General features: G+C 42.5%; 14 protein-coding genes. 6 read left to right on the top strand and 8 right to left on the bottom strand.

Translation table 11 applies throughout. The features are described from left to right. Window positions 1–9 precede the first annotated feature (9 nt). The 4 genes from G6053_RS06330 to G6053_RS06315 all read right to left on the bottom strand — a co-directional run bounded on the left by G6053_RS06330 (window position 10) and on the right by G6053_RS06315 (window position 2926). Window positions 10–822, bottom strand: a complete 813-nt coding sequence (locus G6053_RS06330; protein ID WP_108637028.1) for a M48 family metallopeptidase — start codon at window positions 820–822, stop codon at window positions 10–12. A 43-nt stretch (window positions 823–865) separates the two neighbouring features. Next, window positions 866–1516 (bottom strand): glycerol-3-phosphate 1-O-acyltransferase PlsY, encoded by a 651-nt coding sequence (gene plsY, locus G6053_RS06325; RefSeq protein WP_108637029.1) that lies wholly within the window; start codon window positions 1514–1516, stop codon window positions 866–868. Between the two features lie 16 nt (window positions 1517–1532). Then, window positions 1533–2390, bottom strand: a complete 858-nt coding sequence (gene nadC, locus G6053_RS06320; protein WP_165305834.1) for a carboxylating nicotinate-nucleotide diphosphorylase — start codon at window positions 2388–2390, stop codon at window positions 1533–1535. 77 nt (window positions 2391–2467) lie between these two features. After that, window positions 2468–2926, bottom strand: coding sequence for a DUF4783 domain-containing protein (locus G6053_RS06315; RefSeq protein ID WP_108637031.1), 459 nt, complete (start codon window positions 2924–2926; stop codon window positions 2468–2470). Between the two features lie 174 nt (window positions 2927–3100). Between G6053_RS06315 and gpmI the strand changes: the two genes are divergently transcribed. The 5 genes from gpmI to G6053_RS06290 all read left to right on the top strand — a co-directional run bounded on the left by gpmI (window position 3101) and on the right by G6053_RS06290 (window position 8235). Next, window positions 3101–4633, top strand: a complete 1533-nt coding sequence (gpmI, locus tag G6053_RS06310) for a 2,3-bisphosphoglycerate-independent phosphoglycerate mutase (protein ID WP_165305833.1) — start codon at window positions 3101–3103, stop codon at window positions 4631–4633. Further along, window positions 4614–5204 carry a hypothetical protein gene (locus G6053_RS06305; RefSeq protein WP_165305832.1) on the top strand — a complete coding sequence of 197 codons (591 nt, stop codon included), beginning with the start codon at window positions 4614–4616 and terminating at the stop codon, window positions 5202–5204. The genes gpmI and G6053_RS06305 overlap by 20 nt, the downstream gene beginning before the upstream one ends. Window positions 5205–5360: 156 nt before the next feature. Beyond that, a complete protein-coding gene (locus G6053_RS06300; protein ID WP_165305831.1) occupies window positions 5361–5675 on the top strand; it encodes a hypothetical protein in 315 nt (104 codons plus the stop codon). A gap of 12 nt (window positions 5676–5687) precedes the next feature. Continuing rightward, window positions 5688–5954 carry a hypothetical protein gene (locus tag G6053_RS06295; protein WP_165305830.1) on the top strand — a complete coding sequence of 89 codons (267 nt, stop codon included), beginning with the start codon at window positions 5688–5690 and terminating at the stop codon, window positions 5952–5954. Next, complete coding sequence (locus tag G6053_RS06290) at window positions 5938–8235, top strand: TonB-dependent receptor (protein WP_165305829.1); 2298 nt, start codon at window positions 5938–5940, stop codon at window positions 8233–8235. Before G6053_RS06295 ends, G6053_RS06290 begins: the two co-directional genes overlap by 17 nt. Before the next feature lie 111 nt (window positions 8236–8346). Here the strand turns inward: G6053_RS06290 and G6053_RS06285 are convergent, their stop codons facing one another. Both G6053_RS06285 and G6053_RS06280 read right to left on the bottom strand, forming a co-directional pair. Further along, complete coding sequence (locus G6053_RS06285; RefSeq protein ID WP_165305828.1) at window positions 8347–8901, bottom strand: ferritin; 555 nt, start codon at window positions 8899–8901, stop codon at window positions 8347–8349. Window positions 8902–9131: 230 nt separating this feature from the next. Continuing rightward, a complete protein-coding gene (locus G6053_RS06280; protein ID WP_165305827.1) occupies window positions 9132–9782 on the bottom strand; it encodes a tetratricopeptide repeat protein in 651 nt (216 codons plus the stop codon). Between the two features lie 346 nt (window positions 9783–10128). On the opposite strand from G6053_RS06280, the gene lon reads away from it, so the two are divergent. Then, window positions 10129–12606 (top strand): endopeptidase La, encoded by a 2478-nt coding sequence (gene lon, locus G6053_RS06275; RefSeq protein ID WP_165305826.1) that lies wholly within the window; start codon window positions 10129–10131, stop codon window positions 12604–12606. Between the two features lie 131 nt (window positions 12607–12737). On the opposite strand, the gene dctA is transcribed toward lon, so the two are convergent. Together dctA and G6053_RS06265 are read right to left on the bottom strand one after the other, a co-directional pair. After that, window positions 12738–13991 (bottom strand): C4-dicarboxylate transporter DctA, encoded by a 1254-nt coding sequence (dctA, locus tag G6053_RS06270; RefSeq protein WP_165305825.1) that lies wholly within the window; start codon window positions 13989–13991, stop codon window positions 12738–12740. Window positions 13992–13995: 4 nt separating this feature from the next. Further along, entirely contained in the window at window positions 13996–15051 is a 1056-nt protein-coding gene (locus G6053_RS06265) for an alpha/beta hydrolase (RefSeq protein WP_165305824.1), read from the bottom strand. Between the last annotated feature and the right edge of the window lie 125 nt (window positions 15052–15176).

Raw genomic sequence — 15176 nt, 5'->3', positions numbered from 1 at the left:
ATTACATCTCTACTTTTTGTAATACCGCATTGCATTTGGAATCTGTTTCTCAATATCCGCAATACGACGGGCATCACTCGGGTGGGTGCTCAAAAATTCAGGTTGCCCTTTTTGACTGCCCGATGCCATACGCTTCCAAAATCCAATGGCTTCATTCGGATCGTAACCGGCCAATGCCATAATAATCAGACCGGCCTGATCGGCAGAAGATTCATCGCTTCGTGAGAATTTCAACTGTGCCAAGCTGCCACCCAAGCCATATAGGTTGTTAAAAATACCTAGTGAACTGCTACCCGTCATCCCCGCTGCTGATCCCAATATCTGACCGCCCATTTGTAAAGCCATCTGGTTGGAAGCCTGCGCCACGGAATGTTCTTCAATAGCATGGGCAATTTCATGCCCCATGACTGTCGCCATACCTGCTTCCGTACGCGTTACCTGTAATATTCCTGTATATACGGCAACTTTACCGCCCGGCATACACCAAGCATTCACATCGTCGCTCTTCACCAAGTTAAATTCCCAGTTGAAATTATATTTATTGGCTATACCCTTGCTTTGCAGATATTGGTTTACCGCTGTTGCCAATCGGTTACCCACACGTTTCACCATCGCCGCATCGGCTGTACCGGTAATCACCTTTGCACTATTTTTCGATAAAAAATCTTTATAAGCTAATGCTGCCTGCTGATTCACCTGGTCAGCACTGACCAATTTCAAATATTTCTTTCCAGTAACCGCTGAAGTTGCACAACCTGACATCCCCGATGCTAGCGCAACACAGGCCAAAACCATAGCCGAATACTTAAATATGCCTTTCATAATATTCTATTAAAATCCGTTTTACAGGATACAATTATTGTGCCTATTCTTTTTCTTTCGATTTTTTCTTGAACAGATAAATCTTAGATTCATGTCCCTTTAGCAGACGCTCAATATTCTTTTGATGGGTAATTAACAAGAGTATACAGATCGCGATACCATAAAGTAATACCGAAGGAATCGTGGTCTTAAAAATAAATGCCAAACTAAACGGAAAGGCAAATCCGGCAGATATCGAACTTAAAGACACATAATGGGTGGTCAATAGGATAATGATAAATACGGACACACAAACCAAAGCCGCAGGTGTATGTATGGCTAAGATCATCCCGCACAATGTTGCCACCCCTTTTCCTCCCCGGAAGCCTGCAAACACCGGAAATAGGTGCCCGATCACAGCAATCACCCCCAGTGCCAACTGAAAATTAACGAACTGAACATCACTGGTATTCTGCCCCAGCTCAATCAGGTAAGCAAGATTTGTCGCCGTCCACCCCTTAAATATATCCACAAACATCACGATGGATCCGGCACGCGGCCCTAATACGCGAAAGGTGTTAGTCGCTCCAGCATTACCACTCCCATACTCACGCACATCTACGCCATAAAATGCCTGACCCAACCAAACTGCTGTAGGTATAGAACCAAACAAATAAGCTAGTAATACTGCAATTACTAAATAAATCGATATCATTAAATTAAATCAGTTCTTATAATAATTTGGCCTTCAAACTAAGATCCAAACTCTTGACACTGTGTGTCAAAGCGCCTACCGAGATATAGTCTACTCCAGCCTCTGCGTAGGCCCGAATGGTTTCAAATGTTATTCCTCCAGAGGCTTCTGTCTTAAACCGATGACCGATAATTTTAACAGCTTCGGCCACATCCGCAGGTGAAAAATTATCCAACATGATTCGGTCCACTTCGCCAAAGTTAAGAACTTCGTCAAGTTCCGCAAAATTTCGGACCTCAATTTCTATTTCTATCGGTTTATTTAATTTCTTTCGATAGTCGTTTGCACGTGTCAATGCTGGTACAATTCCGCCACTATAATCCACATGGTTGTCCTTGATCAGGATCATGTCGAATAAACCAAAACGGTGATTGGTGCCCCCGCCAATTTTGACCGCTTCCTTTTCCAATACACGGAGTAAAGGTGTCGTCTTACGGGTATCCAATACTTGGGTACCTGTACCTTTTAACAGGTCTACATATTTTCGGGTTGTCGTCGCAATGCCACTCATACGTTGCATCACATTCAACACCAAACGCTCTGCCAACAAAATACTCCGAATATTCCCGCGCACAAAAAAGGCTATATCACCAACTTTTACCTGGCTTCCATCTTGAATAAACACGTCACAGGCTAAGCTCTCATCGATGTAGCTGATGATCGCCCGGGCAACTTCAACACCCGCCAAAACGCCGTCGTCTTTCACGATCAGTTTCGCTTCCCCCTGCGCTCCTGCCGCAATCGTGGACAATGAGGTATGATCGCCATCCCCAACATCCTCCGCGACTGATTGTTTTACAAATTGCGCCAAATAGTCCTTGATTTCCTTCTCCATAAATACAATTTATTGGGCTAAGATGTGGAATAATTTTTTAATCGGAAAATAGAATGATAAAAAAAATAGTGTCTGGCTTAACTTTTATCGACCCGAAGTTCCTCGATGGACTGATTATTGGATCCAGCTCCGATCTTAATAAATACGCGGTAGTTTGCCTGTTCGGTAGCCAGTGAAAAGGTGTAGTATTGATAACCATTATTCGCATTGCTGGCCTGGGTCAGTTTGACTGTTTTGGGTTTATGTTGATTAAAAAATGTAGCTAGCATAATCTCGGACTGGTACTTGGTATACACCCCGTTTTCACCCAAAATGGACAAGGTCAGGTTGGATCCAAAATATTTAGCTATATTCTTTGCGTTCCCCTCCCTTAAATAGGTTTTAAGTTCTTCGGAAATACTTCCCAAAGACAATTCCTCGACCTGTAAAGCAGGCTGCGCTAAGTCATTAAAATCTTTCGAATTATGCCCTGAGGCGTCAGTGTGTATAAAAAGACTATAGACAAATATAAATACGCAATAGCTAAAAAGTTTCATATAGCTCAGAATAAAATAGAACAGTTTCCACAATAGATGTATCAATTATTAGGTAGCATAGTTTACACCGAACATAAACTATGCCACAAACCTATAAAATTATTAGCTATAAACAAGGGAAGATTTTAAAGATGCATTGATAGATTCTAAAATTAAGGTTATCTTTGTTATACGATGAATAAGAAAAAAGTTGCACTCATGATCCTAGACGGACTAGGATACGGAAAACATGATAAATCAAATGCAGTTGAAGCTGCAAATACCCCATTTTTAGATCATTTATTGGACACATACCCAAATTCAAGTCTGGAAGCTTCCGGTGAAGCCGTGGGCCTTCCCGACGGACAGATGGGAAATTCAGAGGTCGGTCACATGAATCTTGGCGCCGGAAGAATTGTCTACCAGGAACTAGGACGTATCCACAAGGCCGTAAATGACGGCGTATTCAATACAGATATCGTTATCCAGGACGCATTTAAATACGCGCTCGAAAACAATAAAAAAGTACACTTTATCGGTTTGCTTTCCGATGGTGGTGTACATGCGCATACCAAACACCTGAAAGGTCTTTGTGACGCAGCAAAACATGCCGGACTAAACAGTGACCAGGTATTTATCCACGCATTCCTTGACGGTCGTGATACAGACCCCAATTCCGGGATCGGCTATGTCAAAGATCTACAAGAATATCTAAAAACAACCTCAGGCACCTTCGCTTCTGCCATCGGTAGATATTATGCGATGGACCGTGATAACAGATGGGAACGCGTTAAGCTGGCTTACGACCTATTGGTGAAAGCCGAAGGCGAAAAATCCAATGACTTGGTTGCCTCCATCCAAAAATCTTACGATGCCGGTGTAACCGACGAGTTCGTTAAACCCATCTCATTGGTGAATACAGATGGTACCGCAGTAGCAACAATCCAGGACGGTGACGTGGTCTTCTGTTACAATTTCAGAACAGACCGTGGTCGTGAAATCACAATTGCACTGACACAAAAAGCGTTCCCTGAGTATGATCTGGCGCCATTAAACCTGTATTATGTCACCATGACTGCCTATGATGAAACGTTCCAAAATGTACGTGTTGTCTTCCAAAAAGATAACCTGACCAATACACTCGGTGAAGTTTTGGAAGCCAACAAGAAAACACAGACCCGTATCGCTGAAACAGAAAAATATCCACACGTGACATTCTTCTTCTCCGGCGGCCGTGAACAACAATTCGAAGGTGAAAACCGTCTTTTGGTACCTTCACCGAAAGTAGCCACTTACGACCTTCAACCTGAAATGTCTGCCAGCGGAATCACCGAAGCAATCGTCAATGATATGGAAACCCTTCAGCCTGACTTTATCTGCCTTAATTTTGCCAATCCGGATATGGTAGGCCATACCGGTGTATTTGAGGCTGTTGTAAAAGCAGTAGAAACGGTGGATCAATACACAAAAACAGTAGTGGAAACTGGATTGAAAAATGGTTATTCATTTATCATCCTGGCTGACCACGGCAATTCAGAATTTATGGTCAATGAGGATGGCTCACCAAATACAGCACACACAACGAATTTGGTTCCATGCATCTTGATAGATGATCATTACAAAAAAATAGCAGATGGTAAATTGGGAGATATCGCTCCAACCGTCCTTAAACTTTTGGGCGTAGATATCCCTCTTGAAATGACAGGAAATGTATTGGTATCAGAATAAGAATCTATATAAAAAATTAAACAGCGCACTTCCACTACTGGTGGGAAGTGCGCTGCTTTTTTGGAGCTGTAGCTCCCCCTCAGGTCAAAAAAAGGTTAAAAAGACGACGGATATCTTTTCAGTAGACTCTTTCTTCAGTGCCGAAGCGCAACGCCTGCAGCAGCTCAATCCTTCGGTATTAAAATCTGTCAATAAAGACGGCGAAAAAGAACAACGTGAAATTAAAATCGCAAACTGGAAAAATGAACTTTCAGCTTTTCAGTCGGCAGATATCAGTAAAAATTTCGATCCTGCCCTCTATGATGTCAAAGCTGTAGATTGTGTGACAGAGTTTACCGCCAAAAAGGAAGAATTGCAGATACAAAAACTCAGGATCGAATTTGATCGCAACAACGAAAAGGTCAAACATATCCATATCGATAAAAAGATTGCAAACTCCCTCTACGATAGCAATGAAAAACTGGATTACTATAGCGACTCGTTGTATAGCATCGTAAAATTACAGGATGTACAAGGTCTCGATGCAAATCAATATGAGATTATTGGAAAGTTTGTACAATCCAAAAAATAAACTACTAAAAAATGTCTTTATGTGAATCCATAAGGACATTTTTTTTATTTCCCCTTCCAATACAAACAAATAAATGCAACATCATTGCTTTATTTGTTTTTTTACTTATATTTGCCCATTATATGTCTACAAAGACGACAGTTTAGAAAAAACAAGGTGCGCGGTATTCCATTGAACAAATTAGCAGCGTTTACGCTTTTAATGACCTTTTTAATCGGTCAGTTCATTGTCTATACCCATTCCCATAAACCGTCGGTATTAAGTATCGTGGACTGCAATTCGAAAAAACATCATGCAGACCATCCCAAATGCTCCATCTGCGACCAAAATTCACATCCGCAACTACTCTTTAGTTTCATCCAAAGCGAATTTTTGCTTCCCGAACGGGAAATAGTATTTGGTCTTTTTGTACCCGGCGACCAGATGGTCAGGGCATTGCTATCGGGCAATCGCGGTCCCCCTATGTGTTGATTTTGATCCAATATGCAACAATGGCTGTTTTTATCAAAAGCGGCTGTATGCGATGATATATCGGCTTTCCCTGTTCCCAGTTTTAGCGATCAGTGCTGCCGTTTTCATCATGAATTTTCTTCATATTCAACAATCAAAGTGATTCATCTGATGGATCCTTCGAACCCAATGGTGATTTTCACAACAGATGAAGTTCAGCTTTTAAATTCGATCGAATCATCGGGATGGTTTCCATCTACTCATGGAATAAAAATATTTACAGATGAAACTCAAAATTAAAGACGGCATACTCATGCTTGTCTGCTATTTCCTGCTATTTTCTGCTACTGCTGCAACCATTTCTGGTCGAGTGACAGATTCAAAAACAAATCAACCGATCGCCGGAGCGACGATCTCGCTGCTCCAGCTGCGCTCGAGCACCTCTTCTGACCAACAGGGACATTATGCTTTCAAATCACTTCCTTCGAGTGGACGTTATCTCGTCGAAGTACGTTTTATTGGTTACCAATCGCTGATCAAAACGATAGCGCTGACATCGGAAGATGTGACTGTCGATTTTGCATTGAATGAAAGTATTATCGAAACAAATGAAGTCGTGGTTACAGGTACGCTTGTCACTTCACAAAGCCGCCGAAACAGCACCTCTGTCTCCGTTGTCTCCAAAGACGAACTGCAGGGTGGTGCGACAAACCTGATCGACGCACTTGCACGTCAGGTACCCGGATTAAGCCAGATTACAACGGGACAGGGAATTTCCAAACCCGTCATCCGCGGTCTTGGCTATAACCGCGTTGTCACCGTCAATGATGGTGTAAAACAAATGGGCCAACAATGGGGAGACGAACATGGCATCGAGATTGACCAGAACCAACCGGATCGTGTAGAGGTCCTGCGGGGAGCAGCTTCGCTGATGTACGGATCGGATGCCATCGGTGGTGTCATCAATATCCTTGACCCCAGTGTGCCCACTGCCGGTCAGATAAAAGGTGAATTACTTTCGAGCTACTCGACCAACAATGGCCTGACCAATAATTCATTGATGCTTACAGGTAATGAAAATGGCTTTGTATGGCGCGGGCGTGGATCTTATCAAAATGCTCATGCCTACAATACACCAGAAGGACGCTATATCAATAGCGGTTTTAATAATACGAATTTCAGCGGAATGCTGGGTTTGAACAAACAATGGGGATATTCACACCTCAACTTCTCTTACCTCAAAAATAACATCGGTTTTTACGATGCCGACCCCGGAGATCCTTTATACAATAATTCCAAAAGCCGGACATTGGATTTCCCAAAACAGGACATCCGTCATTATAAGCTTGCCCTCAACAATAATTTTGTGATCGGTTCGGGAAATTTAAAACTGGATCTGGGTTACCAAAAAAATCAACGTCGCGAACTGGAGTCGGCAACTCCTTCCCTCTTTTTCGATTTAAATACTTATTCTTTGGATGCTAAATATTACCTAGCGGAACGAAACGGCTGGCAGCATGTTGTTGGTATCAGCGCCAGCCAGGAACATAGCACCAATAAGGGTGTTGAATTTTTGATCCCGGCTTATGACCAGATCGAACTGGGGGCATTTGGTTATGCCAAGAAAAGCTGGGGCGAGAATACCTTTAATATGGGATTACGGTACGATTTCGTCCATACCAAAGGTAAACAGCTCCTTGTCGATAATGAGGAACAATTTCCGGGATTTAAAAACAGGTTCAGCAATATTAGCGGCGCGCTGGGGTATACGCATAGTTTCAGTGAAGATTTTAACTTCAAAGCCAATGCAGGATCAGCTTTCAGAGCACCTAACCCAGCGGAACTTGGTTCCAATGGTGTACACGAAGGGACATATCGCTATGAAATCGGAAATGAAAACCTGAAGGCAGAACGTAGTTTCCAGGCAGATGCCACCCTCGAATTTGGACATAGCATCGTCACGGGCAGCATCGGCATCTACGAAAATTATATCCATAATTTTATTTATGCTTCGGCTAAAAAAGGAGATACCAAAACCATCGTTGATGAAGATAATAACGAACAGACCTACGATGTCTATCGCTATGGCCAGGTCAATGCCAATCTCTTTGGCTTTGAAGGGAGTTTAAACTTCCATCCGCTCAACTGGGTTCACTTAGATAACACATTTACCTATACACATGCGCAAAACAAGACTTTTGACCGGCCATTGGCATTGATCCCTGCAGGTGTTTTACATAACACCCTACGTCTCGAACCTAAGATCAATGGCCTACATGCTTTCTATGTATCGGTAGGTTTAGACAATTATTTCAAACAGAATCGCATTGACGAAACCTTTGAAACGGCCACAGATTCGTATTCACTGATCAACGCCGGAATAGGTACGACCTTACACGTAGGAAAACAACAAGTGAAGGTATATGCAGCGGCATCCAATCTAACCAACAAGCGCTATTACGATGCCTTGAGTAGATTACGCCCGGGAAGATTAGCGCAGGACGATCCGAGCTATGGGGTTTACAATATGGGAAGGAATATGACCTTCGGCGTCTACCTCCCACTCAGCATAAAAAATTAAAAAAAACCATAAAAAAGCAGGGATCCAAAAAGAATCCCTGCTTTTTTATGGGCTATTCCAATCCATTCAAATGATACGAGAATAGCTCCTTGACATTATTTGGGGCCATTATTATTTGGGGGCGTCAGCTGTTGCTTCGCGTGCCAAAGGCACATCGTCAGGCATACTTTCCAAGGACGAATCCAATGCAAACAGCGATTCGTCCGAAGCCCGGTCTCCACCTGCTATCTTTAATTTATCAATCAGCTCTAGAGCAAGTTTCTCTTCTTCGATCTGCTCTTTGACAAACCATTGCGCAAAATTCCAGGTCGCCCAATCTTTCTGTTCCATAGCCAGATTGACAATACGATAAATTGCTTCGGTGTTGTCCACCTCATGTTTGAATACACGTTGGAAACATTCAGTCAAGGTGCTCGGATCTGATGGCGGTGCCGCTATCGCCTGGATTCGGGGACGGCCACCACGCTCGAGGATGTAACCCATGATTTTTGTCATATGATTCCGTTCCTCCTGCGCATGCCGATATAGAAAATTGGCAATTCCACCGTAGCCCTGATCATCGGCCCAAACGCCCAGAGCCAAATAAATTTGTGCGGCTTCTGCTTCTTTCGTCATCTGACTGATTAAAATGTCCTGCATCTCCGCTGACAATCGATTCGTTTCCATATACTAAATTCTTGTTGATTCAAATATAGAACAGTATTGCCCAACATTTCGTTTGCAAATTTGTCAAAGACAGCATAAAGAACCGATCTGTCAAAACGCTGATACCATCGCAAGGCATTGGTTCAGCAGAAAGAATGGAAAGCAGACAGAATAGAAAAGGTAAGGGACAGCCGGACACAAAAAAAGGGAAACCCGGTCGGGTTTCCCTTTTTTATTATCTGTCGTACAGATTATTTCAAGTTATCTCTATACACTTTAGCTTTTTTGACTTCTGTCTGAATGTCTTTTTTAGACGAATCAAAGCTCAATACTTTTTCATAATCCTTGATGGCATTATTATAAGCATCTGTAGCCATTGCTTTGTTGTAATTAGGTGTACCTGCCGTACCGATCAAGATTCCTAGATCGCGGTTCGCGATCGCTCTATTTTGGTAAAATTTGGAGTCTGTAGGTGTGATGGCAATCGCTTTTGAATAATCTTCAATCGCTACGCGCAACAATTGCTCTTTGTTTGCCGCAGACACTTTGTTTGCCTGAATGGCAAGCGTGTTGTTTGCTTTCGCTTTGAAGTAAAGCGCATTTGCATTTTTAGGATTTAAAGCAACCACCTTTCCGAATGTTTCAGCAGACTTTTTATAATCACCATTTTGAAATTGGGAGTAACCCAACATATACAAGACATCCGGATCTTTGCCTTCCTCAGGTAAAGCTTTTGTCAAGTATGACTCTGCGTTTTTGAAGTCACCGTCCAAAAGAGCTTTTTGCCCCATTCTCACATTGGCATTGCTATGCTCAGCTTGTTTTTGTTGTGCATTGGCGCTAAGTGCGACCAAAGCAAAAACTCCTGTGAACAAACCTAATTTAAGTGATTTTAAGTTCATATCTAAATAGTTACGTTTTTTCAATATACCTTATTATTGACCAATATTGATCGTTTATTACCCTATGAAAAAATACCCCCTTTGCTTCACCTCTCGCAAGAATCTGCCATCGTTTATTCTTTCACATTCCAATATTACAATTATTATGCCTATTTATCCAATAAATGGCAGATAAATTTTATTTAACCTGCCTTTTTTTCCTATTCTAAAAAATAGATTTGTAATTTTGCTACCTTTTAGCAATTGGCACTTCCCTTGCACTATAGGGGAAACAATATTTGAAGCTTAAAATTTGAACGTCTACCGACAACATGTCAGCGACTGACAAATACACAAAATAAACACTATGAGCAAATTCGAAACTTTTGATTTCAGTCAGGCTATTCCAATCGTTGCGGAAGACACCGAATTCTTCCCTTTATTGACACAGCAGGATGAAGACGATATGGCGAACGCTGAAATTCCAGAAGCACTATCTATTTTGCCTTTACGCAATACCGTATTATTTCCCGGTGTTGTCATTCCGATCACTGTAGGAAGAGATAAATCCATCAAATTGGTTAAAGAAGCCTATAAAGGCAGCAAAACAATCGGTGTGGTCTCCCAGAAGGATATGACAGTAGAGGATCCCGGATTTGAAGAACTGAATAAAGTGGGTACCGTTGCCCATATTATTAAAGTACTTCAGATGCCCGACGGAAACACCACCGTAATCATTCAGGGAAAGCAACGTTTCAACCTGGTGGAAATCGTCGAGACCGAACCTTATCTGAAAGCTCGTGTCGAGAAATTCAACGAGGCGAAACCTAAGATGACCAAACATTTCAAAGCGACAATCTCGACCTTGAAAGAAATGGCATTGCAGATTATTCAGCTTTCACCAAACCTACCTAGCGAAGCTGGTATAGCAATAAAAAATATTGAAAGCCCCTCTTTTCTGATCAACTTTATTTCGTCGAACATCAATGTCGAAATGATCAAAAAACAAGAGTTGCTACAAATCCCAAAAGTGGAAAATCGCGCCAAACTCCTTCTGGAACTGTTGACCACAGAAATCCAGATGCTGGAACTGAAACATCAGATCCAGAACAAGGTGCGCGTTGACCTGGACAAGCAACAACGGGATTATTTCCTCAACCAACAGTTGAAAACCATCCAGGAAGAACTGGGCGGAAACACACCTGACCTAGAACTTGAAGAGCTCAAGAAACGTGGTAAAACAAAAAAATGGTCTCTTGATGTTGAAAAACATTTTAACAAGGAACTTGAAAAATTATCACGTATCAATCCAGCAGCGGCAGATTATTCTGTTCAGCTGAATTATCTGGAGCTCCTGCTTGATCTTCCATGGAATGAAACAACCAAAGATAATTTTGACTTAAATAAGGCGCAAAAAATCCTGGACAGAGATCACTATGGATTGGAAAAAGTCAAAAAGCGTATCGTTGAATACCTTGCGGTATTGAAATTGAAAAATGATATGAAAGCCCCGATCCTTTGTCTGGTAGGCCCTCCGGGAGTGGGTAAGACCTCTCTGGGCCGCTCTATTGCCAAAGCATTGGGCCGCAAATATACCCGTATGGCCTTGGGAGGCGTACGTGACGAAGCCGAAATCAGAGGCCACCGCAAGACGTATATCGGTGCCATGCCCGGCCGTATTATCCAATCGCTAAAAAAAGCAGGCACGGCCAATCCAGTGTTTATTCTGGATGAGATTGATAAAATGAATGCTGATTTTAAAGGCGATCCTTCTTCGGCCTTATTGGAGGTGCTGGATCCTGAGCAAAACACGCATTTCTATGACCATTATGTCGAAATGGAGTTTGACCTCTCCAAAGTAATGTTTATCGCAACAGCCAACTCGCTGAGTTCCATCCAGCCCGCTTTATTGGACCGTATGGAGATCATCGAAGTCAATGGATACACCATCGAAGAAAAGATTGAAATAGCGAAAAAACACTTGCTTCCAAAACAGCGCGAAATGCACGGGATGGCTGCCAAGGATGTTGCCCTAAAAGGTAAGATCATCGAGAAAATCATCGAAGACTATACCCGCGAATCCGGTGTGCGCGGACTGGAAAAGAAAATTGGTTCGATCGTCCGTGGTATTGCCACACGCATCGTCATGGAAAAAGATTACAACCCCAGCATCAATGATCAGGATGTCGTGGATATCCTCGGGGCACCGATCTTTGATAAAGATATTTACGAAAACAATAATGTCGCCGGTGTCGTAACCGGGCTTGCCTGGACTTCGGTAGGTGGTGATATTTTATTTATCGAATCTTCTTTAAGTCCGGGAAAAGGACGCTTGAGCTTGACAGGTAATCTGGGCGATGTCATGAAAGAATCCGCTTCCATTGCTTTAGCCTATTTAAAAGCACATGCGGCCGACTTTGGCATTGACTACCACGTATTCGACCATTGGGATATCCATATCCACGTTCCGGCAGGTGCCATTCCTAAGGATGGTCCATCCGCTGGCGTAACAATGCTCACTGCGCTGACATCTTTATTTACACAACGTAAGGTGAAAGAAAAACTGGCGATGACAGGGGAAATTACCTTGCGCGGAAAAGTGTTACCGGTAGGTGGTATAAAAGAAAAAATCCTTGCCGCCAAACGGGCGAATATCAAAGATATCATACTGTGCAAATCCAACGAAAAAGATATTCTTGAAATCAAGGAAGATTATATCAAAGATATGCAGTTCCACTACGTGACCGAAATGGCACAGGTAATCAAGCTCGCACTTCTGGAAGAAAAGGTAGATGGTGCCCTTGATCTATCTCAGGGAATTGAAAACACAAAAAAAGAGGGGTAAACGCCGCTCAGAAATTTAGAATAATAGATAAAAAACAGGGTGTCCAATAAAAATTGGACACCCTGTTTTTCTTTTATGTCCCCCCCTATCCTTCGCGGTTGCAGGTCAACTATTCAATACAGCATAGGCTATCAGCCAAGTTTCTCATGCAGCAGTTCCTCATCCAGGCTATTTTCATATTTTGAGATTACCAGCGTTGCCGCTGAGTTGCCGATCAGATTGGTGATGGCTCTTGCCTCACTCATAAAGCGGTCTACGCCAAAGACCAATGCGACGGATTCGACAGGCACGTGTCCGACAACAGGGAGCGTTGCTGCTAAAGTCACAAAGCCGCTTCCCGTCACACCCGCAGCTCCTTTTGAGGTCAGCAACAGCACCAGCAGTAAGGTAATTTCCTGCTCCAGACTCAGGTGCATATTCAGCGCCTGTGAAATAAATACCGCAGCCATGGTCAGATAAATACTCGTCCCATCGAGATTAAAGGAATAGCCCGTCGGAATCACCAGTCCCACGACCGATTTGGCACAGCCCGCACCTTCCATTTTTTGCATAATGCCCGGTAATGCGGATTCCGAAGAGGAGGTGCCCAATACAATCAAAATTTCACCTTTGATATACTTCAGAAATTTGAAAATATTAACCTTGACATAGAAGTGCAATACGGCCCCGATCACAATCACGATAAAGATAATGCAAGTCAGGTAGAAGCTTACCATTAACATCCCCAGCTTGGTCAGGGCCTGAATACCGAATGCGCCAATGGTAAACCCCATCGCCCCCATCGCCCCTATAGGCGCCAGGTACATCACCATCTTAATAATGGCAAAAAGTACCTTTAGAAAAGATTGCAGCACGTTGATCACTGGCTCCGAGGCCTTTTTACCGATCTTGGTCATGCCGACCCCAAAGAGTACCGCAAAAACCAGTACCTGCAACAGATTATCTGAAGCCACTGAAGCGACAACATTCTCCGGGATAATATCCATGATAAAATCCATGAAACTATGCGGTTTTTTGGATTCCGAAATATAGTGTGACACCGAGGATATATCCAGGGTCGACGGATCGGCATTCATGCCTGTACCGGGCTGAATCACGTTGACAAAGATCAAACCGATGATCAATGCGACCGTCGTCATGACTTCGAAATAAATAATGGAGGTGAGTCCGATCTTGCCCACTTTTTTCACATCCTGCATTCCGGCAATTCCGATGACGATCGAACTGAAGATCAGGGGGGCAATCACCATCTTGATCAGTTTGATAAAGGCATCCCCCAACGGCTTCAGCTTGACGGCAAAATCCGGAAAAAAGGCACCGCAGAAAATACCGACCAATATACCGACGATAACCTGAAAATAGAGACTCTTAAAAATATGCTTCATAGTACTAATGATTAACGGCTATTCCCTCGGCCTTCAACATGGTTTTAAATTTGGGATTGCGGATATATTTATTAAAATCATGGCTTTTCATACCGGTAAAATCCGTATACTTCATGATCGGATAATGTTTTACCAACTCATTGCAGACATCAGCTTTATACCCTAAATCCGTTGCTTTTAGCTTATTGGATAAAAAACCAACAAACTTCTTCAACATCACATCGGTATTATTGATGGTGATATGGATTTTCTTCACCTGTTTGCTCAAACTACAGAAAGAATCGGTACCTGTTGTTAAATCCTTTATCTTAAAATCATCGAGACCTATCGCCGGTGCGAGCATAATGCAGGTAATGTCATTGCCATTTTCCGCAAGCTTTTTCGCCGCATCAACATCTACGTTGTGGTTCTCTAACGTACCCTTGGCAAAACTCTCACTGAATGTTGCACTACTTAAAGCACTCAGCACGACTGATGCTCCCCGACTATGGGAGATTAAAATGATCTTTTTATTATGGATGCTATTTAACAAATTCCGCAGTCCAAATTCACCCGCCATCTGACTGAATGAGGTAGCAGAAAACCAAACTTTGGCGCCACCAAAGGGATTCGTGGTATGTAAACCATCCCAATAAAATTTAATGACCTCATCTTTATTTGAATTGAGCTTCAACAGCTTACGCATATATTCATAGCTCTCATTGACTTCGTCAGATGGTGCATTAAAACCATGTACAAAGATAAACACGCGGTCTTTCGCTTTCACTTTACTCCTCACAGCCAACATGCGGGTCTTTTCAAAACTTTTCAGCTGGTTTTCCAGGCCTTTTTCCGTTGCGATCTTCATCAGCGAGTAGGCATTGACGTCACCGCTTTTAGGGGGTTCGCCATACGTCTTACGCCAATTATCCGGATAGAAATTGCCGTTTTGGTCTACAAATGAATTGACGATATTGGGTTTATCGAATGAATTAGGATATGGGCCCTTAGGTACATTATGGGTTATTCCGCAGGAAACCATTAAAAAAAGAAGAAAAAAATAGAAAAGTTGTCCTCTCATGAAGCTATTTTTTAAGCTGTTAAAAACCATAATTTCATTATGGAAAAGATTGATCGAATCATAAATGTATATATTGGCAAACTATAGTGAACACTTTACGAAGTGTGCGGCACCATTTTAATCAA

Source organism: Sphingobacterium sp. DR205 (assembly GCF_011064245.1).
GTDB lineage: Bacteria > Bacteroidota > Bacteroidia > Sphingobacteriales > Sphingobacteriaceae > Sphingobacterium > Sphingobacterium athyrii.
The sequence above is the reverse complement of the archived record's forward strand: the minus strand, read 5'-3'. Positions and strand labels throughout refer to the sequence as shown.

Excerpts from the sequence above, each read along its gene's own strand:
- G6053_RS06330 (WP_108637028.1), bottom strand. The coding sequence starts at position 822 with ATGAAAGGCATATTTAAGTATTCGGCTATGGTTTTGGCCTGTGTTGCG.
- G6053_RS06265 (WP_165305824.1), bottom strand. The coding sequence starts at position 15,051 with ATGAGAGGACAACTTTTCTATTTTTTTCTTCTTTTTTTAATGGTTTCC.
- G6053_RS06280 (WP_165305827.1), bottom strand. The coding sequence starts at position 9,782 with ATGAACTTAAAATCACTTAAATTAGGTTTGTTCACAGGAGTTTTTGCT.
- G6053_RS06285 (WP_165305828.1), bottom strand. The coding sequence starts at position 8,901 with ATGGAAACGAATCGATTGTCAGCGGAGATGCAGGACATTTTAATCAGT.
- nadC (WP_165305834.1), bottom strand. The coding sequence starts at position 2,390 with ATGGAGAAGGAAATCAAGGACTATTTGGCGCAATTTGTAAAACAATCA.
- gpmI (WP_165305833.1), top strand. The coding sequence starts at position 3,101 with ATGAATAAGAAAAAAGTTGCACTCATGATCCTAGACGGACTAGGATAC.
- dctA (WP_165305825.1), bottom strand. The coding sequence starts at position 13,991 with ATGAAGCATATTTTTAAGAGTCTCTATTTTCAGGTTATCGTCGGTATA.
- G6053_RS06295 (WP_165305830.1), top strand. The coding sequence starts at position 5,688 with ATGCAACAATGGCTGTTTTTATCAAAAGCGGCTGTATGCGATGATATA.
- plsY (WP_108637029.1), bottom strand. The coding sequence starts at position 1,516 with ATGATATCGATTTATTTAGTAATTGCAGTATTACTAGCTTATTTGTTT.
- lon (WP_165305826.1), top strand. The coding sequence starts at position 10,129 with ATGAGCAAATTCGAAACTTTTGATTTCAGTCAGGCTATTCCAATCGTT.
- G6053_RS06305 (WP_165305832.1), top strand. The coding sequence starts at position 4,614 with ATGTATTGGTATCAGAATAAGAATCTATATAAAAAATTAAACAGCGCA.
- G6053_RS06290 (WP_165305829.1), top strand. The coding sequence starts at position 5,938 with ATGAAACTCAAAATTAAAGACGGCATACTCATGCTTGTCTGCTATTTC.
- G6053_RS06315 (WP_108637031.1), bottom strand. The coding sequence starts at position 2,926 with ATGAAACTTTTTAGCTATTGCGTATTTATATTTGTCTATAGTCTTTTT.